General features: G+C 62.3%; 15 protein-coding genes. 7 read left to right on the top strand and 8 right to left on the bottom strand.

The window, feature by feature from the left end; all coding sequences use genetic code 11:
* The first annotated feature begins 46 nt into the window (after window positions 1-46).
* On the top strand, window positions 47-886 hold the full coding sequence (pucL, locus tag AB8A50_RS12975; protein WP_439077893.1) for a factor-independent urate hydroxylase: 840 nt from the start codon (window positions 47-49) through the stop codon (window positions 884-886).
* 267 nt (window positions 887-1,153) lie between these two features.
* Here pucL and AB8A50_RS12970 read toward each other — a convergent pair whose 3' ends face one another.
* On the bottom strand, window positions 1,154-3,760 hold the full coding sequence (locus AB8A50_RS12970) for a molybdopterin-dependent oxidoreductase (protein WP_439077892.1): 2,607 nt from the start codon (window positions 3,758-3,760) through the stop codon (window positions 1,154-1,156).
* Window positions 3,757-4,578 carry an FAD binding domain-containing protein gene (locus AB8A50_RS12965; protein ID WP_439077891.1) on the bottom strand — a complete coding sequence of 274 codons (822 nt, stop codon included), beginning with the start codon at window positions 4,576-4,578 and terminating at the stop codon, window positions 3,757-3,759. Before AB8A50_RS12965 ends, AB8A50_RS12970 begins: the two co-directional genes overlap by 4 nt.
* Before the next feature lie 157 nt (window positions 4,579-4,735).
* Between AB8A50_RS12965 and AB8A50_RS12960 the strand changes: the two genes are divergently transcribed.
* Entirely contained in the window at window positions 4,736-6,085 is a 1,350-nt protein-coding gene (locus tag AB8A50_RS12960) for an 8-oxoguanine deaminase (RefSeq protein ID WP_439077890.1), read from the top strand.
* Between the two features lie 189 nt (window positions 6,086-6,274).
* Here the strand turns inward: AB8A50_RS12960 and AB8A50_RS12955 are convergent, their stop codons facing one another.
* Genes AB8A50_RS12955 through AB8A50_RS12940 form a run of 4 tightly spaced genes read right to left on the bottom strand, consistent with a single transcriptional unit; the run spans window position 6,275 to window position 10,942 of the window.
* On the bottom strand, window positions 6,275-7,354 hold the full coding sequence (locus AB8A50_RS12955; RefSeq protein WP_120291483.1) for a BMP family ABC transporter substrate-binding protein: 1,080 nt from the start codon (window positions 7,352-7,354) through the stop codon (window positions 6,275-6,277).
* 40 nt (window positions 7,355-7,394) lie between these two features.
* Window positions 7,395-8,312 carry an ABC transporter permease gene (locus AB8A50_RS12950; RefSeq protein ID WP_439077889.1) on the bottom strand — a complete coding sequence of 306 codons (918 nt, stop codon included), beginning with the start codon at window positions 8,310-8,312 and terminating at the stop codon, window positions 7,395-7,397.
* Window positions 8,299-9,390, bottom strand: a complete 1,092-nt coding sequence (locus AB8A50_RS12945; protein ID WP_439077888.1) for an ABC transporter permease — start codon at window positions 9,388-9,390, stop codon at window positions 8,299-8,301. Before AB8A50_RS12945 ends, AB8A50_RS12950 begins: the two co-directional genes overlap by 14 nt.
* On the bottom strand, window positions 9,374-10,942 hold the full coding sequence (locus tag AB8A50_RS12940; protein WP_231079830.1) for an ABC transporter ATP-binding protein: 1,569 nt from the start codon (window positions 10,940-10,942) through the stop codon (window positions 9,374-9,376). Before AB8A50_RS12940 ends, AB8A50_RS12945 begins: the two co-directional genes overlap by 17 nt.
* 593 nt (window positions 10,943-11,535) lie before the next feature.
* Between AB8A50_RS12940 and AB8A50_RS12935 the strand changes: the two genes are divergently transcribed.
* The gene (locus tag AB8A50_RS12935) at window positions 11,536-12,582 is read left to right on the top strand and encodes a hypothetical protein (RefSeq protein ID WP_439077887.1); all 1,047 of its coding nucleotides are present in this window, start codon (window positions 11,536-11,538) and stop codon (window positions 12,580-12,582) included.
* Between the two features lie 108 nt (window positions 12,583-12,690).
* On the opposite strand, the gene AB8A50_RS12930 is transcribed toward AB8A50_RS12935, so the two are convergent.
* Window positions 12,691-13,188, bottom strand: coding sequence for a nucleoside deaminase (locus tag AB8A50_RS12930; protein WP_439077886.1), 498 nt, complete (start codon window positions 13,186-13,188; stop codon window positions 12,691-12,693).
* Between the two features lie 153 nt (window positions 13,189-13,341).
* Here AB8A50_RS12930 and AB8A50_RS12925 point away from each other — a divergent pair, with 153 nt between their 5' ends.
* The 4 genes from AB8A50_RS12925 to AB8A50_RS12910 all read left to right on the top strand — a co-directional run bounded on the left by AB8A50_RS12925 (window position 13,342) and on the right by AB8A50_RS12910 (window position 19,154).
* Entirely contained in the window at window positions 13,342-14,601 is a 1,260-nt protein-coding gene (locus tag AB8A50_RS12925) for an allantoate amidohydrolase (RefSeq protein WP_439077885.1), read from the top strand.
* Window positions 14,602-14,605: 4 nt separating this feature from the next.
* Window positions 14,606-15,481, top strand: a complete 876-nt coding sequence (locus AB8A50_RS12920) for a dihydrodipicolinate synthase family protein (protein WP_439077884.1) — start codon at window positions 14,606-14,608, stop codon at window positions 15,479-15,481.
* A gap of 153 nt (window positions 15,482-15,634) precedes the next feature.
* A complete protein-coding gene (locus AB8A50_RS12915; protein WP_439077883.1) occupies window positions 15,635-17,962 on the top strand; it encodes a xanthine dehydrogenase family protein molybdopterin-binding subunit in 2,328 nt (775 codons plus the stop codon).
* Window positions 17,963-18,086: 124 nt separating this feature from the next.
* Entirely contained in the window at window positions 18,087-19,154 is a 1,068-nt protein-coding gene (locus AB8A50_RS12910; RefSeq protein WP_093756673.1) for an alcohol dehydrogenase, read from the top strand.
* A gap of 67 nt (window positions 19,155-19,221) precedes the next feature.
* Here AB8A50_RS12910 and AB8A50_RS12905 read toward each other — a convergent pair whose 3' ends face one another.
* Complete coding sequence (locus tag AB8A50_RS12905; RefSeq protein WP_439077882.1) at window positions 19,222-20,544, bottom strand: dicarboxylate/amino acid:cation symporter; 1,323 nt, start codon at window positions 20,542-20,544, stop codon at window positions 19,222-19,224.
* Window positions 20,545-20,576: the final 32 nt, after the last annotated feature.

Genomic DNA, 20,576 nt, shown 5'->3' with positions numbered 1-20,576 from the left:
CGGCGACCGAGGTTCTCTGGTCGCCAACACAGACCGGAGGTCGCGCGTGTCGCTCATCAAGAACAGATATGGAAAAGGCCGTGTCCGCATCATGCGGATCCATCGCGACGGCGACAAGCAGGATGTCAGCCAGCTCAGCATCAAGGCGATGCTGGAAGGCGATTTCGGCCGGGCCTATACCGACGCCGACAACTCCACTTCAACGTCCACGGACACCATCAAGAACATCGTCAATGTGGTGGCGCGGGAGAATACCGCGCTGTCGACCGAAGAGTTCTGCCAGGTGCTGGCGAAGCGCTATCTCGACCTGTATCCGCAGGCGAGTTCCGTCAGCATCACTGCGCATGAGACCAAGTGGGCCCGGCTGGCTGTCGACGGCGAACTACACCCGCACGCATTCCTGCTCGATAGCAACGGCAAGCCGACCGTCGAGATCCATGCCACGCGCGATGGTATAGCCATGAGTTCGGGCCTCGACGGTTTTACCTTCATGAAGTCGACCCAGTCGGGTTGGGAGAATTACTATACCGACAAGTATTCGACGATCCAGCCGACCAATGATCGCATCTGCGCGACATCGATGGTGGCGTCGTGGACATGGTCTGGCAAGCCTGCCAGCTATCCCGCGACCAACAAGACAATTCTGGATACGCTGCTGAAGGAATTCGCGACGACCTATAGTCCGAGTGTGCAGAACAGCCTGTATCGTATGGGCGAGAAGGTGCTGGCCGCGGTGCCGGAGATTTCCGAGATCAGCATGGCCTGTCCCAACATCCACTACATCCTGATGAATCTCTCGACGTTCGGTCTCGACAACAACAACGACGTGTTCCTGCCGACGGACGAACCGCATGGGCAAATCGAATGCACGGTGGGGCGAGGGTAGTTTTGCTTAACCTCTCCCCGCTCCCACGCGAAGCGAAGCTTCGCTAGGCGGGGAGAGGTCGCCGCGCCTTCGCGGCGGGTGAGGGGCGGGGCATTGCCGTCTCAGGTGTCATCCCCGCCTAGCACGCCGAAGGCGTGCGCGGGGCGGGGATCCATAAACACCAGGGATCTGTTTAAAGCGATGTGGTCGTGGCTCTGCCGCTCTTACCTTGATGATCGTGGCTATGGGTCCCCGCCTTCGCGGGGACGACACCTCTACTGACGTCGACTACTTCCCAAACTTCTTCTGCAACTCCGGAAAAATCCGGTCCGGCTTGAACGGCACCTGTGTAAACCGGATGCCCGTTGCATCAAACAGTGCGTTGCCCATCGCCGCGGCGACGGGATTGTAGGGGCTTTCGCTCATCGATTTCGCACCCAATGGCCCGATCGCATCATAGGTGTCGGCGAAATACACGTCGGTGCGCGGCACATCCGCGAATGACGGCAGATGATAGTCGCGGAATTTCGGATTGACGACGCGGCCGCGGTCGTCGATCACCATCTCCTCATAGAGCGTCGCCCCCAGCGATTGCGCGACGCCGCCTTCGATCTGGCCGCGCAGCTGCATCGGATTGGCGACAGCGCCAGCGTCCGCGGCCTGCACGCTCTTGAGAACCTTGATCGCGCCGGTCCCCTTGTTCACGGCCACGCGAAATCCCTGGACGTTGAAGGCGACCGAACGCGGGGTGCCGCCTGAAGTTCCAGTAGCGCTGCGTGCGTTGCTGTCCGCCTTCATCGCCGCTACCAGCTTTTGCGCCGCGTCATGGGTGGCTTTGCCAGCGACGAATGTGCCGGCGCTGCCATAGGCGCCGGTGTCGTGACCGCCGTTCCTCGTATCGGACTGGCGCAGATGAATCTGCTCGACGCTGCAGCCAAGTGTCGTGGCCGCGATCTGCCGATGCACCGTCGCGGTGCCATTGCCGAATTCGGCGGTGCCGACCGTGAGATCGTAATCGCCGTCGTCACGTTTGGCGATGACGACTTCGGCGATGTGGCCCTGCGGCGGCACGGTGTCGATCATGGTGAGCGCGATGCCGTCGCCGATCAGCCAGTCGTCATCGAGATCGTGTTTGGTCTCTATCTCCATCGCGCGCTCGACGAGGTCGAGGCACTGGTCGAGGCCGTAACTTCCGATCAGCACATCGTCGTAGTGCGTGCCGGCGGGTGACAGCATGGCATCGCTGGGCTTGATGACGTTGTGCCGGCGGAAATCATACGGGCTGATGCCGAGCTGCTTCGCGAGATCGTCGATGGCGGCTTCCACCGCGAACAGCGTTTGCGGCAGGCCGTAGCCGCGAAACGCGCCTGCCGGCACCGTGTTGGTATAGGCGACCACGGCATCGACCTTCTTGTTGGCGCAGTTATAGACGCCGAGTGATTCACCGCAGGCGTGAAACAGCACCGGGCCCGCATGATTGCCATAGGCGCCGGTGTTGGAGAGCACGTCGAGCTGCAGCGCGGTGAACTTGCCGTGCTTGTCGGCGCCGGCCTTGACGGTGACGCGCATCGGATGCCGTGTCGATGTGGCGATGAATTGCTCCTCCCGGGTCAGTTCCCATTTCACCGGGCGGCCGGTCTTGAGCGCGGCCAGCGCCAGAATATCCTCGACGAACATTTCCTGCTTGCCGCCGAACCCGCCGCCGACGCGTTCGCAGAACACGCGGACCTTGTCGGAGGGAAGGTCATACAATTGAGCCAGTGCACGGCGGGTCAGAAATGGCGTCTGCGTGCTCGAGCGAATATTGAGGATGCCGTCGGCATCGAGCCAGGCCATGCCGCCATGGGTCTCGAGATGGCCGTGCTGCACGCGTTGCGTGGTGAAGGTGCCCTCATAGGTGACGGCCGACGACGCCAGCGCTGCCGCGACATCGCCGAATTCGCCGTGTGTTTCGGCGATGACGTTTCTGATAGCATTGCTGACGCGATGCACCGGCGTCTTGTCGGGGTGAATGACCGGCGCACCGGGCGCAATGGCGGCTGCGGGATCGAATACTGCGGGCAGGATTTCGTAGACGACGTCGATGCGGCGGCAGGCTTCCTCCGCGATCGCCTCGCTCTCCGCGACCACCGCGGCGACTTTCTGGCCGATGAAGCGCACGACATCGTCGAGCACCCGCGTGTCCTCGGGATCCATTGCATCGATCTCGTGGCGCGCCGTCGAGAACAGCGTGGCCGGCGCATCCGCATGAGTCAGCACCGCATGCACACCCGGCATCGCCTGCGCGGCTGACGTATCGATCGACACGATGCGGGCATGCGGATGCGGCGAGCGCAGCATCTTGATATGCAGCAGGCCGTCCATGGCGACGTCAAATGTGTAGCGCGCCTTGCCCGTCACCACCTGGGGACCAGCGGGCGCGGGCAGGCTGCGGCCGAAGGCGGTGCCGGGCTCGGCGTCTTGCACATTGGACTTGCCGTCGAGTGCGTCCTCTATCGTGCGATAGCCTGTGCAGCGACACAGATTTCCCTTCAACGACGCTCCAAGATCGGCGCGCTGTGCCTGATTGAGCGACGCGCAGGTCACGATCATGCCGGATGTGCAGAAGCCGCACTGGAATCCCTGTGCGTCCAGGAACGCCTGCTGCATCGGATGGATGCCGCCTTCGGACGCGAGACCTTCGATGGTGGTGACGGCATGACCTGCGGCGCGAAATGCCGGGATGATACAGCTATGTACAGGCTCGCCATCGAGCAACACGGTGCAGGCACCGCAGTCGCCGGCATCGCAGCCCTTTTTGACGCCGAAATGGCCGAGCTGACGCAGGAAGGTACGCAGGCATTGGCCGGCTTGCGGCTGCTCCGAAAAGCTGTGGCCGTTGATCTCGAAGCTCATGGCCTGAAGCCCCGCAGCTCGGCGCGGATTTCTTCCGCGAGCCGCAGCGTCATCTGCTTGCGCCAGGCCGGCTTGCCGTGAACATCGTCGTGATAGAGGTTGTCCGGAATCCGGTCGAGGATCGCTTCCTCAAGCGTATCGGCATCGGGAAGTGCCGGAAGCACAATGCGGACAGGACGCTTCGTCGATGCCGTGATCGTCAGCCGCCAGCCATCCTCGTCAAGGCTTCCTATCAACAGCGCAGCAGATCGCCCGACCGGCGTCAGCGAGATCTGCCTGAATGCAGAGCGTCGTTTGAAGGCTGCAAGCGGAATGGCAATGCTGCGCAGGAGATCACCCGGCATCAGCACATTGCTTTGATCGCCGGTGACGAAGTCCACCACGTCGATCGTGTCTACGCTGCCATCCGCCTTCCAGATCGTGCAGCGGCCATTGAGCGCTGCGGTGAGGGCGATCATCGGGCCGGCGGGCAGCGACATGCAGAGATTGCCGCCGACCGTTGCGGTCTTCCAGATCTTGAAAGAAGCGAGGAAGGCGCGGCAACATTGATTGATAAGCGGCGATGCGATCCAGTCGGGCGGGCAGGGCAGCGCGTCGAGCTGTGCCACTGTGCAGGTCGCAGCGATCTGCAATTCGCTGTCGGTGACGGTGAGGGCCGGCCATTTGAGATCGGTGAGGTCGATCAGCCGCGTCAGGTGGGTCTGTGGTTCGGAGAAAAGCCAAGTGCCCCCGGCGAGCCATGCATCCCCGGCACTCCATGTCGGCAGCTGTTCCCGCGTCGTAGGGCGGGCAACGGACGTGACCGTATTCAAATCCATAGGGCGGTTATGCTTTCACTCGGCAATGACCCCTTGAAGTATCATTGTGAACCTTGCAAGACCGACGCCAAGTCGCCGACAATTGCAGAACAAATTGAAGTATTCGTGGCTGGTCCCTGAATTGCAAGGTCGAGTCCATGACCGAAGGAGATGAGCCATGACAGAAACGCAGGCCACGTGGATCAAGGATCCCCTCGGCATTTTCGCCGAGGGTGCCGAGCGCGGCATTGTCGTCAGGAATGGCCGGATTGTCGAATTGGTGCCGGCCGGCGTCCAGCCAGCAACAGCGGATGTGGCGGTCTATGATGCCAGCGCCCATGTGGTGCTGCCGGGGCTGATCAATACGCATCACCATTTCTATCAGACGCTGACGCGCGCCTTGCCGGCCGCGCTGGATCGCGAGCTGTTTCCCTGGCTGCAGGCGCTCTATCCGGTCTGGGCGCGGCTGACGCCCGAGAATCTCCATCTCGGCGTCAGCGTAGCGATGGCGGAATTGCTGCTGTCGGGCTGCACGACGACCACCGATCACCACTATGTGTTTCCGGCCGGCCTCGAAGCGTCCGTCGATATCGAAGTGGCGGTGGCACAGCGGCTCGGCATGCGCGTGCTGCTGACGCGGGGATCGATGAACCGCTCGGTGAAAGACGGCGGTTTACCCCCGGACAGTGTAGTGCAGGACGAGGACACGATCCTGGCCGACAGCGAACGGGTGGTGGCGACATTCCACCAGCGCGGCGAAGACGCCATGGTGCAGATCGCGCTGGCGCCGTGTTCGCCGTTCTCGGTGACGACGTCATTGATGGCGAGCACCGCGGCGCTGGCGGACAAGCTCGACGTCCGCCTGCATACGCATCTCGGCGAGACCGAGGACGAGAACCGCTATTGCGAGGAGATCTATGGCTGCCGTCCGCTGGATTATCTGGAGCAGACCGGCTGGCTGAACAAACGCACATGGCTGGCGCATGGCATCCACTTCAACGCGGGCGAAATGCTGCGGCTCGGCAAGGCCGGGACCACCATCAGTCATTGCTCTTGCAGCAATCAGCTATTGGCCTCTGGCTGCTGTCCGGTCTGCGAAATGGAAGACGCGGGCGTCGGTATCGGCCTCGGTGTCGATGGTTCAGCATCGAATGATGGATCGAATTTGATACAGGAAGTGCGCGCGGCATTTCTGTTGCAGCGGGCGCGTTACGGCGTCGGACGCGTCAGCCACAAGGATGCACTGCGCTGGGCGACCAAGGGCTCGGCGGCGTGCGTGGGGCGGCCGGAGCTTGGCGAGATCGCTGTGGGGAAGATGGCGGATCTGGCGCTGTTCAAGCTCGACGAGCTGCGCTTCTCCGGCCATGGCGATCCCCTGGCGGCGCTGGTGCTGTGCGGTGCGCATCGTGCGGACCGCGTGATGGTGGGCGGCGCATGGCGCGTGATCGACGGCGCCATTCCGGGGCTGGATGTCGGCGATCTGATACGCCGACACAGCGCGGCGGCGAAGGCGATGCAGGCGGGGTAGTGCTTACTTTCTTCCCCTCTCCTCCAGCGAAGCGAAGCTTCGCGCAGTGGGAGAGGGTGCCTGAGCGAAGCGAAGGCGGGAGAGGGGAAGCGACGGAGCTCTGACGCTACCCCTCTCCCGTCTCGAACGCACTTCGTGCGTTCGATCCACCCTCCCCCACAAGGGGGGAGGGGAAAGAACAGTAGCGCCTCACTTCCCCGGAATCTTGTCGTCGATGCCCTTCACATAGAAGTTCATGCCGAGCACCTGGCCGGGATCGAGCGCGTCGCCGCCCTTGCATTCCACTTCCTTGCCGTCTTGTCCCATGATCGGGCATTTGAACGGCTTAAGCGTGCCGGCGATGATGGCGGCTTCGGTGTCCATCGCCATCTTCTTCACGTCATCCGGCATGTTGGTGTAGGGCGCCATCACGACCATCTTCTCTTTCAGGCCGGCCCAGGTGTCTTCCGACTTCCAGGTGCCATCGAGGGCCGCCTTGACACGTTCGACGTAATACGGACCCCAGTTGTTGGTGACGGCCGTAAGCTGCGTCTTCGGGCCGAACTTGATCATGTCGGAGTCCTGGCCGAAGGCGAGGGCGCCGCGCTCAGAAGCGACCTGCATCGCAGCCGGGCTGTCGGTATGCTGCATGATCACGTCGGCGCCCTGATCGAGCAGCGCCTTGGCGGCATCGGCTTCCTTGCCGGGATCGAACCAGGTGTTGACCCAGATGATCTTGATCTTGATGTCCGGATTGATCTTCTGCGCGGCGAGCATGGTCGCATTGATGCCGGAGATCACTTCCGGAATCGGGAACGAGCCGATGTAACCCAGCACGCCCTTCTTCGACATCTTGGCGGCGATCAGGCCCTGGATGTAGCGGCCTTCGAAGAAGCGGCCGGAATAGCTCGACATGTTCTTATCGCGCTTGAAGCCGGTGGCGTGTTCGAACATCACCTTGGGATTGCGCTTAGCGACTTTCAGCGTTGGATCCATATAGCCGAACGACGTGGTGAAGATCAGCTGATTGCCGGCACGCGCGAGCTGTTCGATGGAGCGCTCGGAGTCCGGGCCTTCGCTGACGTTTTCGAGATAGGTGGTCTCGATCTTGTCGCCAAATTCCTTGACGATCATCTGGCGGCCGACTTCGTGCTGATAGGTCCAGCCGAAGTCGCCGACCGGGCCGATATAGACGAAGCCGACTTTCAGCTTGTCGGCGGCGACGGCTGCACCCAATCCGAGGCCGGTGGCCAGCAGTAGGGCGGCGGCTGCAAGTGCTTTCCTGTTCATACGCGTCTCCTGTTTGCGAGATAGTCTTGCGAGAATGTCTTTAGCGGTCGGGCACGAATACGGTGCCCAATGCGGCCGGTGCCGTGGAGCCGCCGCTGCGGGTGCGCGAGATCAGCACCAGCACGACGACGGTTGCGAGATAGGGCAGTGCGGACATCAGTTGCGAGGGCACGCCGACGCCCCAGCCCTGCGCATGCAGTTGCAAGATCGAGACCGCGCCGAACAGATAAGCGCCGATCACGAGGCGCCCCGGCAGCCATGAGGCGAACACCACCAGCGCCAGCGCGATCCAGCCGCGGCCGGCGGTCATGCCGGGGACGAAGAAGGGTGTGTAGGCCAGCGGCAGATAGGCGCCAGCCAAACCCGCGCAGCCGCCGCCGAACATCACGGCGAACATGCGGATCTTCAACACGGGATAACCGAGCGCATGGGCGGAGACGTGATTGTCGCCGATGGCGCGGAGGACCAGCCCCGCCCGGGTGCGATAGAGGAACCAGGACATTCCGACGATCAGCGCGATCGAGACATAGACGAAGGCGTCTTCGCCGAACAGGATCTTGCCGACGAAGGGGAGCGTGGTCAGGCCGGGAATGTACAGCCGCGGCGCGGTGGCGATACGCTCGCCGACGAAGCCGGCGCCGATCAGGCCGGAGACGCCGATGCCCAGGATTGTGAGCGCGAGACCCGTGGCGACCTGGTTGACAGCAAGACCGAGCGTCATCAGCGCGAACACCAGCGACAGCGCGACACCTGCAAAGATCCCGCATAGCGCCCCGATGAAGGTCGAGCCGGTGGCCCAGGCGCCGGCAAAGCCGCAGGCGGCACCGACGATCATCATGCCTTCGACGCCGAGATTGAGCACGCCGGCGCGCTCCACCAGTAGCTCGCCGGAGGCGGCGAGCAGCAGCGGTGTCGACGCCGCGAGTACGGCAAGGATGATGGCCTCAAGCAGCTCCATCGGCGACCTTTCGCTGCGGCATGATGAGCTTGATCCGGTACAGGATCAGGCTGTCGCAGGCGAGCACATAGAACAGCAGGATGCCCTGAAACACCTTGGTGATATCGAGTGGGATCTTCATGGCGATCTGCGCTTGCTCCCCGCCGATAAATGTCAGCGCCAGGAAAAGCCCTGCAATTAGTATTCCAACTGGGTTGAGCCGTCCGAGAAATGCAACGATGATCGCGGTGAAGCCATAGCCGGGTGAGATGCCGGGCTGCAGATGGCCGACGGGGCCGGCGACTTCGATGATGCCCGCGAGGCCGGCCAGCGCGCCGGAGATCGCGAAGGTCAGCAGCACGAGCTGGTTGGAGGAGAAGCCGCCGAAGCGCGCCGCCCGCGGTGCCGCGCCAACCACGCGAATTTCAAAGCCCTTAATGGTGCGGCCGAGCAGGACAGCAGCGGCAACAACGATTACCAGCGCGATGACCGCGCCGAGATGCAGCCGTCCACCCTCGAACAGCAAAGGCACGGTGGCGACCGGATCGAATTCGGCTGTCGTCGGGAAGTTGAAGCCGGCGGGATCGCGCCATGGGCCGCGGACGAGATAATCCAGCAGCAGGTCGGCCACATAGACCAGCATCAGGCTGACCAGAATTTCACTGGCGCCGAAGCGCACCTTGCAGAAGGCCGGGATCAATGCGTAGAGCGCGCCCGCGATGGCGCCGAGCAGCATCATCGCCGGCAAGACCCAGACGCCGGCATCGGTGCCGTTGGTCTTCACCGCAAGCCAACTGCCCGCCACGGCACCGACGAGGAACTGTCCCTCCGCGCCGATATTCCAGACATTGGCGAGGTAACAAAGCGACAGGCCAATGGCGATCATCACCAGCGGCGCCGCCTTCACCGCCAGCTCCTGCAGCGAATAGGCGTCGGTGAGCGGCGTGATGAAATAGACGTTGAGCGCCGCGATCGGATTCTTGCCGATGATCACGAATAGGATGCTCATGGTCACGATGGTCAGCCCGATGGCGATAACAGGCGATACCAGCGCGATGATGGTCGATCGCTCCGCGCGCTTCTCAAGCACCAACTGCATCGGGCACGTCCTTTGGCGTGAGTGCACTGCCGCCCATCAGCAAGCCCAGCGTTTCCCTGTCCGCATCGGCCGTCATCAATGGCTCGGAGAGACGGCCGTGGAACATCACAGCGATGCGGTCGGCGATATCAGCGAGTTCGTCAAGGTCCTGGCTGGTAACGAGGATGGCCGCACCTGCCGCGGCAAGATCGAGCAGCGCCTGACGGATGACGGCGGCTGCACCCGCATCGACGCCCCATGTCGGCTGGCTGACCACGAGCACGATGGGATTACGCAGAATCTCGCGGCCGACGATGAATTTCTGCAGGTTGCCGCCGGAAAGGCTGGCGGCTTCCGGATCGCGCTTGGCCTTGCGCACATCAAAACTCGCGGTGGCGCGGTCGACGGTCGCGAGCGTTGCCGCCGTATTGATGAAACCGTTGTGCACCATGCCGGATGCGGCGTGGCCGGTGAGCAGCGCGTTCTCCGACAGGCGCATGCGCGGCGCGGTGCCGTGGCCGAGCCGTTCTTCGGGCACGAAGGCGGCGCCGAGCTTGCGGCGCGCGGTGATCGACAGATGTCCGGCTGCGTGACCGTCGATGACAATGGTGCCGGGATCTTTGGCGAGACGCTCGCCGGAGAGCGCCGCGAAGAACTCGTCCTGCCCATTGCCGGCGACGCCAGCGATCCCCAGGATCTCGCCGCCCTTCAGCTCCAGCGAGATGTTTTTCAGATGCACGCCATGTGGTTCGTCGGGCGCGAGGCTGAGATCATTGACCACGAGCCGTGGCACCGTCGTCTGCCGGTTGGCGGCGGCTTTCACCTGCTTGATCTCGGTGCCGACCATCATGCGCGCCAGTGATGCGGCAGTTTCTTCGCGCGGCAGACAGGTCGAGATCTTCTTGCCGCCGCGCAGGATGGTGGCGGTGTCGCAGAGCCGCTTCACCTCGTCGAGCTTGTGGCTGATGTAAAGGATCGCGCGGCCTTCCGACTTCAGGCGCTCCAGCACGACGAAGAGCTGATCGGCCTCCTGCGGCGTCAGCACGGCGGTGGGCTCGTCGAGGATCAGGAATTTCGGATTCTGCATCAGCACGCGCACGATCTCGATGCGCTGACGTTCGCCGACCGAGAGTTGCCAGACCTCGCGCTTCGGATCGAGCGGCAGGCCATATTGCTGCGACACCTGTTCGAGCCGCGCCGACATCGCTTTGAAGGATTCCTTGCCGTCGAGGCCAAGGGCAACGTTCTCGGCGACAGTGAGATTGTCGAACAGCGAGAAATGCTGGAACACCATGCCGATGCCGCGCGCGCGCGCATCATGCGGGCCGGCGAGGACCATCTTCTCGCCCTGCCAGAGCATCTCGCCTTCGCTCGGCTGGATCAGGCCGTAGATGGTTTTGACGAGCGTGGATTTGCCGGCACCATTCTCGCCGAGCAGCGCGTGGATTTCCTGCGGACGGATCGCGATGTCGATGGCGTCATTGGCGAGGAAACTGCCATAGCGCTTGGTCAGACCGATGGTCTGCAGAAGCACCGTCCCCGAACGCGCGTGTCCCGATCCCGAATCCAACATTCGCTACTCACGCGTGAAAAGGAGGTTTGCGGCAAGTGTGTGCCGGATTGGAATGCAGCGTAAATCTCGAATAAGCGCCAGCGTCTGCCTTATTTTTGGACTGGATCGCTTTCTTGGGCGATTCCTGTCTACGCAATCGTGTAAGGCTCGGGCTTTTCATTGATTGAATGACGTTTATTCGACTTTCGCATTGTATACTTGGCCTGAAGTGTTGCAGTTCTGGTACATGTGCAACGAATTCGAGATCCGGATTTTCTCGTGTGTTGAGAAGTTGGGCAGTGATTTTCTTGCGGTGCAAACACGGAATCACAGTGTGAATTCACCATCGGAGCTTCGTTCGGAAACCTGCGACAGAACGTCGCAAAATACCAATCTTTACAATCTCTAAGCGCGTGTCTTGTACGCGCTCGCATGGTGTCATTTCACCATCCCGAAAACACGATGCTTCAAGCATAAAATACTGATTTCACTGGGCATCCCTGATGAAATCCGTGGCAACTATTGGAAAAAGTTGAGGCTTCTCACCCGGACTGATTGCAACAACTCTCTCGCGAGAGGCACGCAATCATTGTCAACAGGTGGGGGTAATTCCAATGGCCAATCGTTTCCGCGCAATCGCAGCCGCGACGTTGCTGTCGCTAACAGCCATGGTGCCGACAGGCTCGGCAGGCGCCGCCGACATGGCGGCCATGCCGGTCAAGGCAAAGCCGATCCAGGATCTGCCGTTCTTCCTGCTGATCGATAACCGCTTCACCTATGCCTATCAGTGGGGGGCGGTCGATCCCGGCGTCACCGCCAAGACCACCAAGCAGGTCTTCGCCTTCACCCACTTCGACGTGTGGACCTACGGCACCAACTTCTTCAACATCGGTCTTGAAAAGGCGGGCAAGGACAGCCCGGCTAATCCGTGCGCCGATCCGCTGCGTCCGATCACGGGCTGCGAAGGCGCAACAGAAATCTACGGCCTGATCCGCAGCACGATCGGCTTCAACGAGGTCTTCAACACCAAGGCCTTCTCGATGGGCCCGCTGCGCAACGTGTCGTTCGTCATCGGTGCGGATGGCAGCACTGAAAACCGGTTCTTCTCCGCATCCAAGCGCGACGTCGTGACCGGTCTGCAATTCGCTTTCGACCTGCCTTACAAGGGCTTCTTCAACGTCAATCCGTTGTTCTATTACGAATTCGCCAACCGCAGCACCTTTACGCAGTGCGGTTACGCCGGCGCTCCCGGTCAAATCCCGGGCGTCTCGTGCAACATCGATGGCAACCGCCAGTTCAACCCGACCTGGGCCGTTGAGCTCAATTACTACATGGATCTCGGCTTCCTGCCCCCGAGCATGGACTATTTCGCGATCAGCGGCCGGGCCGGCTTCTACGGGCCGAAAGGTTCGGAGAACGGCCAGATCATCGGCACGGCAACCAAGATGGAGATCAACGCCGAACCGATCCGTCTGACCTTCGACGCCAGCAAGGCGATCTGGGGACCGAAATACACTCACAATGTCGACGTGTGGGTGGCCTATCGGCTCTGGCGGAACAAGTTCGGCTTGGATGAGAATGCCAGCCTGCCGTGCACCACGTTTGCGCCCGGATCGTGCCGCGAGGACTCGCTCTATTCCGGCGTCACCGTCAAGTTCTGATCTGAGCTGACTTCCGGGGCTAATTCTCCAAGGCCAATCTCCAGGCCGATGGCGTCGCGATGTCCTCGCGGCGCCTTCAGTTTTTTGCAGGCTCCTGCGCGCGTGCCGCTAGCGCAGCTGCGCCCAGAAATTCTCGTGCTGCGCGGCTGCCTCGTCTTCGAGCAGCGGTCCGACGACCTCGATGCTCTTCTGCCCGGCAGCAAAGACATTGCGGCAAGGCAGATCCAGCGTAGGATTTTCCGGATGGTCGCCGGTGATCGCCTTGAGCCTCGCTTCGCCGAGCCCATAAACCAGCCGGCCAATGCCGACCCAATAGATCGCGCCGGCGCACATGGCGCAGGGTTCTGCCGACGAATACAGCGTGAAAGTCTTTAGTTCGCTCTCGTCATAGGCAATCGAGGCTTCGCTGCAGAGCAGCCGTTCGGCATGGGCGGTGCCGTCATGGGACGGCATGAAGGCGTTACCGGCTTCCATCAGGACCTCGCCGTGTGCATCGACCAGGATCGCGCCGAACGGATGGTTGCCGCGCTCCATGGCTTTGCGTGCGGCGTCGAAAGAAAGTCTGAGAAGGGCCTCATCTCTACTCGACGAGTCTTGCTTGGCCATCGGGGGCTCCTGTCGTCCGGGTGTCGAAATCTGCTAGCTTCCCGCGAGGCCAGGCGCGGATTCGCTTTGGCCCGCTGGCCGCACTAGTATTTACGAGCTGGATCATTCAAGTCCCAGCCGGGCCAGTGGTCTGAACAAAGAAGCATGATTGCAATGGAAGAGAAAGTCGTCGGAGCTTCCGGCCAATCGCTCGGCGGCGAGATCGTCGAACGCATCAACGCGCTGGCTGCTATTTCGGAAGCGCCGGACAACATCACACGGATATTCCTTACACCGGAACATCGTGCTGCCGCCGAACTGATCATCGGCTGGATGCAGGCAGCCGGCATGCGGGCGCGTATCGATGCGATCGGCAATGTCTGCGGACGTTATGAAGGCGACCGGCCCGGTCTGCCGTGCCTGATGCTCGGCTCCCATTACGACACCGTGCGCGATGCCGGCCGCTGGGACGGGCCGCTCGGGGTCATCACCGCGATTTCCTGCATCGGCGATCTCAACCGTCGCGGCCTTCGTTTGCCCTTCGCCATCGAGATCGCTGCTTTCGCCGACGAGGAGGGCGTACGCTTCGCCTCGACGCTGCTCGGCAGCCGCGCGGTGGCCGGGACTTTTGTCGAGAGCGTGCTCGGCGGCCGCGACAAAGCGGGCATCTCGATGCGCGAGGCGATGATCACCTTCGGCCTCGATCCCGATCACGTCGGCGCCGCAGCGCGCGCGCCTGGCGAATTGTTGGCCTATCTCGAATTGCATATCGAGCAGGGGCCCGTGCTTGAAGCGCAGAAGCTGCCGGTAGGTGTCGTGACTGCTATTTCGGGTGCAACGCGGCTTGCCGTCGAATTGCACGGCATGGCCGGTCATGCTGGCACGGTGCCCATGGCGATGCGGCGCGATGCACTGGTGGGCGCCGCCGAATGTATCGTTGCGATCGAGGAGTTCTGCCAGTCGGACCGCGGCGGTCTTGTCGGCACCGTCGGTTATATCAATGCGATGCCGGGTGCGACCAATGTCATTCCCGGGCTGGTATCGTTCACCATGGATATCCGGTCGCCAAAGGATTCCTATCGCAAGCTCGCAATCACCGACATGGTGCGTGAGATCGAGTCGATCGCCAAAGCGCGCAAGCTCGATCTGCAGATCAACATCACCCATGAGAATCGCACGGTGCCGTGCGCGCCCTGGCTGCAGAAGCAGATCGCCGATGCAATTACTGCCGAGGGTTATCGCGCGTTCGAGCTGCCGAGTGGTGCCGGCCATGACGGCATGGCGATGACCGATATTGCCGATGTGGCGATGCTGTTCGTGCGCTGTCGCGGCGGCATCAGCCACAATCCTGCCGAGCATGTGGACGATGCGGATGTCGAGGTCGGCGCGCGCGTGTTGTTGCGCGTGATCGAGAATTTTAAGCCGAAGGCCTGATGCGATGGCAGATTTCCACGGCGTGTTTCCCTATCTCGTCTCGCCTGCTGACGACGAGGGGCGTATCCGCACCGATGTGCTGGGCCGCCTGTGCGGCGATCTCATCGGCGCGGGCGTGCATGGCCTGACGCCGCTCGGCTCGACTGGCGAATTCGCCTATCTCAATCGTGAGCAGCGCAGGACGGTGGTGCAGGCCACGATCGATGCGGCAGGCGGGCGCGTGCCGGTGGTGGCGGGCGTGGCCTCGACCTCGACGGTGGATGCGGTGGCGCAGGCTAAGTCGTATCAGAAGCTCGGTGCTAACGGCATCCTGGCCATTCTCGAAGCGTATTTCCCGCTCAAGGATGCGCAGATCGAATCCTATTTCCGCGCCATCGCCGATGCCGTCGATATTCCCGTGGTGATCTATACCAATCCGCAATTCCAGCGTTCGGATCTGACGCTCGACGTTGTGGCGCGGCTCGCCGAACATCCGCGCATTCAGTATATCAAGGATGCCTCCACCAATACCGGCCGGCTGTTGTCGATCATCAACCGCTGCGGCGACAAACTGAAAGTGTTTGCCGCCTCGGCGCATATTCCGTCAGCCGTCATGCTGATCGGCGGCGTCGGCTGGATGGCGGGCCCGGCTTGCGTCGTGCCGAAGCAGAGCGTCGAACTCTACAATCTCTGCAAGGCGCATCGCTGGGACGAGGCCATGGTCTTGCAGCGGCGGATGTGGCGGCTCAACGAGGCCTTCGCACGCTATAATCTGGCGGCCTGCATCAAGACGGGCCTCGCGATCCAGGGCTACGAGGTCGGCGACCCCGTGGCGCCGCAGCCGGCTTTGACCGCGGACGAGCGCAAGGTGATCGAGGCCGTTTTGCGGGATGTCGGCTGATAGATTTGTCGGCAACAGGATGTGCAAAAAAGGCAATCCCGGCATGCGCATTCCGTCGCTCGACCTTGTGCGGCTGGCCTGTTGGCTCACGCGGTATTTCTGGGCTAGAAACCATACAGCCCGCCCGTAAGGCTCGCCATTGAAGGACGTCTGATGAACATTCTGCCCGGCAATCTGCGCTTCGGCGCCGGTCTTTCTCCCAAGCGCCTTGAAGATCAAAGACTTCTCACCGGGCAGGGCAAATTCATCGACGACAAGCCGGAAGACGGCGCGCTGTGGCTGCATCTGCTGCGCTCGCCGCATGCCCATGCGAAGATCACCGCGATTGACGTGGCCGCCGCCAAGGCGATGCCCGGTATCGAGGCGATCTATACCGGCGCGGATCTCGTGGCCGACGATGTCGGCACGCTGCCGACGCTGCCGATCTTCAAGCGTCCCGACGGCTCGGCGGCGACCTTTCCGCCGCGCCGGCTGCTCGCGCACGAGGTCGTGCGGTTCGCCGGCGAAGCAGTGGCGGCGATCGTCGCCACGTCGCGCGCCGCTGCCCAGCTCGCGGCCGAGGCGATCGACATCAGCTATGACGTCCTGCCCGCGGTGGTCGATCCCGTCGAGGCGATGAAGCCCGGTGCGGCCGTGGTCTGGCCGGATGCACCGGACAATATTGTCGCGGCCACCAGCTATGGCGATCCTGCCAAGGTGGAGGCTGCTTTTGCCGCTGCCAAGCATACGGTGTCGCTGGACATCGTGAGTCAGCGTCTCGTGCCATCGGCCATGGAGCCGCGCTCGACCATCGCTGAAGTCGACAAGAAGTCCGGCAAGCTGACCCTGTACGTGCAGTCGCAGACCCCGGCATCGACCCGCGATATCCTTGCCGACGCGGTGCTCAAGCGTCCGAAGGAATCGATCCGCGTGGTGGTGGGTGATATCGGCGGCGGTTTCGGCCAGAAGACGAGCCTGTATCCGGAAGACGGCGTCGTCGCCTATGTAGCCGTGAAGCTGAACAAGACGATCCGCTGGCGCGGCGATCGCACCGATGAATTCGTCGGCGGGACGCATGGTCGCGATCTGACGTCGACGGCAGAACTCGCGCTCGATGCCAAGGGTCGGATCTTGGCCTATCGCGTGCGTTCGATCGGCGGCACCGGTGCCTATATGTCGGCGACCGCGGTCATCATTCCGTTGGTGTTGGGACCGTTCGTGCAGACCGGCGTCTACGACCTGCAGAACGTGCATTACGATATCAAGGCGGTCATCACGAACACCGCGCCGGTGGGCGCCTATCGCGGTGCCGGGCGTCCGGAAGCCGTTTTCATCATCGAGCGCTTGATGGATGCCGCCGCGCGGCAGATGGGCATGGATCCGCGGGCGATCCGCAAGGTGAATTACATCAAGCCGACGCAGTTTCCCTACAAGAATGCCGTCGGCCAGACCTATGACAGCGGCGCCTTTGCGCACATGCTCGACCGCGCCACCGAATTGTCGGATTGGGACGGCTTCGCCGCGCGCAAGAAAGCGGCGAAGAAGAAAGGTCTTCTCTATGGCCGCGGGCTGACCAGCTACATCGAATGGACCGGCGGCCCGGGCACCACCGAGAAGGTCAGTCTGCGCGCGACGGCCAATGGCCGCGTCATCCTGCATTCCGGCACCATGGCGATGGGGCAGGGCCTGCAGACCGCCTATTCGCAGCTTGTCTCTGAAGCGCTTGGCATTGGCATCGACAAGATCGATGTGATCCAGGGCGATACCGATGTGATCGTCGGCATGGGCAGCGTCGGTTCGCGTTCGTTGTTCGTCGGCGGCACTGCCGCCGTGGTGTCGGCAGCCGACATGATCGCCAAGGCGCGTGAGAAGGCGGCCAACATGCTCGAAGCCTCGGTGGAGGACATCGAGTATTCCGCAGGCTTCCTCACCGTCGTCGGCACCGACAAGCGCGTCGGCCTGTTCGAGATCGCGAAGGCCGAAGACGGCGAACAGCTCAGCGTCGAGTCGACCGGCGTGGCGGACGGCCCGACCTGGCCGAACGGAACGCATATCTGCGAGGTCGAGATCGATCCGGAGACCGGCATCACCAATGTCGTTCGTTACACCACGGTCGACGATGTCGGCGTGGCGGTGAATCCGATGCTGGTGACCGGCCAGATCCACGGCGGCGTGGCGCAAGGCATCGGCCAGGCGCTGTTCGAGAACGTTCATTACGACGAGGATGGCCAGCTCATCACCGCGAGCTATCAGGACTATTGCATTCCGCGCGCCGGTGACCTGCCACCCCTGTCAGTGACATTGGATGGTTCGGCACCCTGCGTCACCAACCCGATCGGCTCGAAGGGCTGCGGCGAATCCGGCGCGATCGGTGGTCCGCCCTGCATCGTCAATGGCGTGCTGGATGCGCTGCAACCACTGGGCATCACGCAGCTCAATACGCCGCTGTCGCCCATCAAGGTATGGGAAGCGATCAGGAGCGCAAGCGCAGCGCATGGCTGAGACCCTGCAGGATGAGTAGAGCGTCGTCGCGAAACCCATCATGATCGGGTTCTATGCGATGGGTTTCGCTTCGCTCTACCCATCTTGCGGATAACAAGAAACTTCAACCGGGAGAGAAAACATAATGAAGAGCTTCAAGGTTCTCGAATTCAACGAACCGCTCGGCGAGGTCGACGAGCAGACCCCGCAGCCGACCGGCACGCAGGTGCTGATCCGCGTGAAGGCTGCCGGCGTCTGCCACAGCGACCTGCACATCTGGGAAGGTGGCTATGAACTCGGCCACGGCCGCAAGAAGCTGTCGCTGAAGGACCGCGGCATCACGCTGCCGCGCACCATGGGTCACGAGACCGTCGGCGAAGTCATTGCCTTTGGTCCGGATGCGCAGCAGGAAGCCGGCGGCGTCAAGATTGGCGATATCGCGCTGGCCTATCCGTGGATCGGCTGCGGCAAATGCGCGGTCTGTCTCGCCGGCGACGAGAATCTCTGCCTCGCGCCGCGCTGCCTCGGCGTACATTGCGACGGTGGTTACTCCGATCACCTTTTGGTGCCGCATCCGCGCTACCTGATCGACCTCAAGGGCATGGATCCGGTCATCGCCGCGCCTTACGCCTGCTCGGGCGTCACCACCTATAGCGCGCTGAAGAAGATCGAGAGCGATCTCGGCAATCCGATCGTGATCTTCGGCGCTGGTGGCCTCGGCCTGATGGCGCTTGAACTGTTGAAGGCGATGGGCGGCAAGGGCGCCATCGTTGTCGATATCGATGCGCGAAAGCGCGAAGCGGCGATCAAGGCCGGCGCTCTGGCGGCCGTGGACGGCAATGCGCCCGACGCGCTTGAGCAGCTTGCCAAGGCCGCCGGTCAGCCGATCCTGTCGGTGATCGACCTGGTCGGCACTCCGTCAACGACGCAGCTCGGTTTCGACGTGCTCTCCAAGGGCGGCAAGCTGATCATGGTCGGCCTGTTCGGTGGCGGCGCCACCTGGGCGCTGCCGCTGATCGCCATGAAGGCGTTGACCATCCAGGGCAGCTATGTCGGCAATCTCCGCGAGACCAAGGAGCTGCTGGAGCTGGTGCGCACCAAGAAGGTGCAGCCGATCCCGACGAGCCCGATGCCGCTCGCAAAAGCCAATGCTGCTCTGAACGACCTGAAAGACGGCAAGCTGGTCGGCCGCGCTATCCTCACGCCGGCGTAAGCTTGAAGCATTCGTTCTGATATCGAGAAGCGGCCTTCGGGCCGCTTCTTTTTTGCCTCGAAGGCAATTAGCCGGCCGTTACATCCACGAGCTCTTCACCATCCAACACACGCTTCGCCTTGGCATGGTCGAGATCGCCTTCCCATGCGCCGACCACGACGGTGGCAACGCAGTTGCCGATCAGGTTTCCGAGCGCGCGGGCCATGCCGATGAACCAGTCTACCGACAGCACCAGCACGAGACCGATGGCGGGAATGCTCGGCACGGCATTCAGCGTCGCGGCAAGGATCACGATTGCTGAGCCCGGTACGCCGTGGGCACCCTTCGACGTCACCAGCGAGACGCCCAGCACCAGCATGAGGTCGCCGAAGGACAGCGGTGTATTCGTGGCCTGCGCGATGAACACGACGGCCAGCGTCAGATAGATCGAGAATGCATCGAGGTTGAACGAGTATCCGGTCGGGATCACGAGGCCGACCACGTTGTCCTTGACGCCGAGCCGTTCGAGTTTGTGCATGACCTGGGGCAGCACTGCATCCGATGACGCGGTGGCGAGCACGATGGTGAGTTCTTCGCGCAGATAGTTCAGGAATTTGATGATGTTCAGCCCGGCCAGCGCCATCACGGCACCGAGCACACCGAACACGAAGATCGCCACCGAGACATAAAACAGCACCACCAGCGAGACGAGTTGCTTCAGCGATCCGACACCGTAGCGTCCGACCGTATAGGCGACAGCGCCGAGCACGCCGATCGGGGCGAGGCGAACGATCAGTCCCATGGCGCGGAACAGAACGGTCGATACGGCTTCGATGAAGCTCGAAATCCGCTCGCCTTTCTCGCCACCGACCAGCGCCAGGCTGGTGCCGAACAGGATGGCGAAGAACAGCACCTGCAGGACGTCGTTGCGCGCCAGAGCGTCGAACGAGGTGGTCGGAATGATGTTGAGCAGGAAACTACCGATGCCGCCGCCCTGCAGCTTGTGGGCGTTGTCTGCGACCGTCGTGAGTGCCTTGCCGTCGAGCGAGGCCGGATTGATGTTCATGCCGTGGCCCGGGCCGAATAGATAGGCCAGCACCAGGCCGACAACGAGCGCCAGCGTGGTCATGGCCTCGAAATAGATCAGCGCCTTGACGCCAACCCTGCCGACCTTCTTGAGGTCGCCGGCACCCGCAATGCCATGCACCACCACACAGAACACGATGGGGGCCACAATCATGGAGATGAGTTTGAGGAAGGCGTCGCTGAAGACCTTCAGGCCGACCGCGAAGTCCGGCACGGCGATGCCAAGGACGATGCCGAGCAGCAGGGCGACAAGCACCTGCACGAAGAGCGACTGATAGAGAGGCTTGCGGATTGGTTCGACGGCGGTAATCGTAGCTGTAGACATGGTTCGCTCCCCCTGAGGTTCACGAATATTCC

It is taken from the genome of Tardiphaga sp. 841_E9_N1_2 (assembly GCF_051811065.1).
GTDB lineage: Bacteria > Pseudomonadota > Alphaproteobacteria > Rhizobiales > Xanthobacteraceae > Tardiphaga > Tardiphaga robiniae.
The sequence above is the reverse complement of the archived record's forward strand: the minus strand, read 5'-3'. Positions and strand labels throughout refer to the sequence as shown.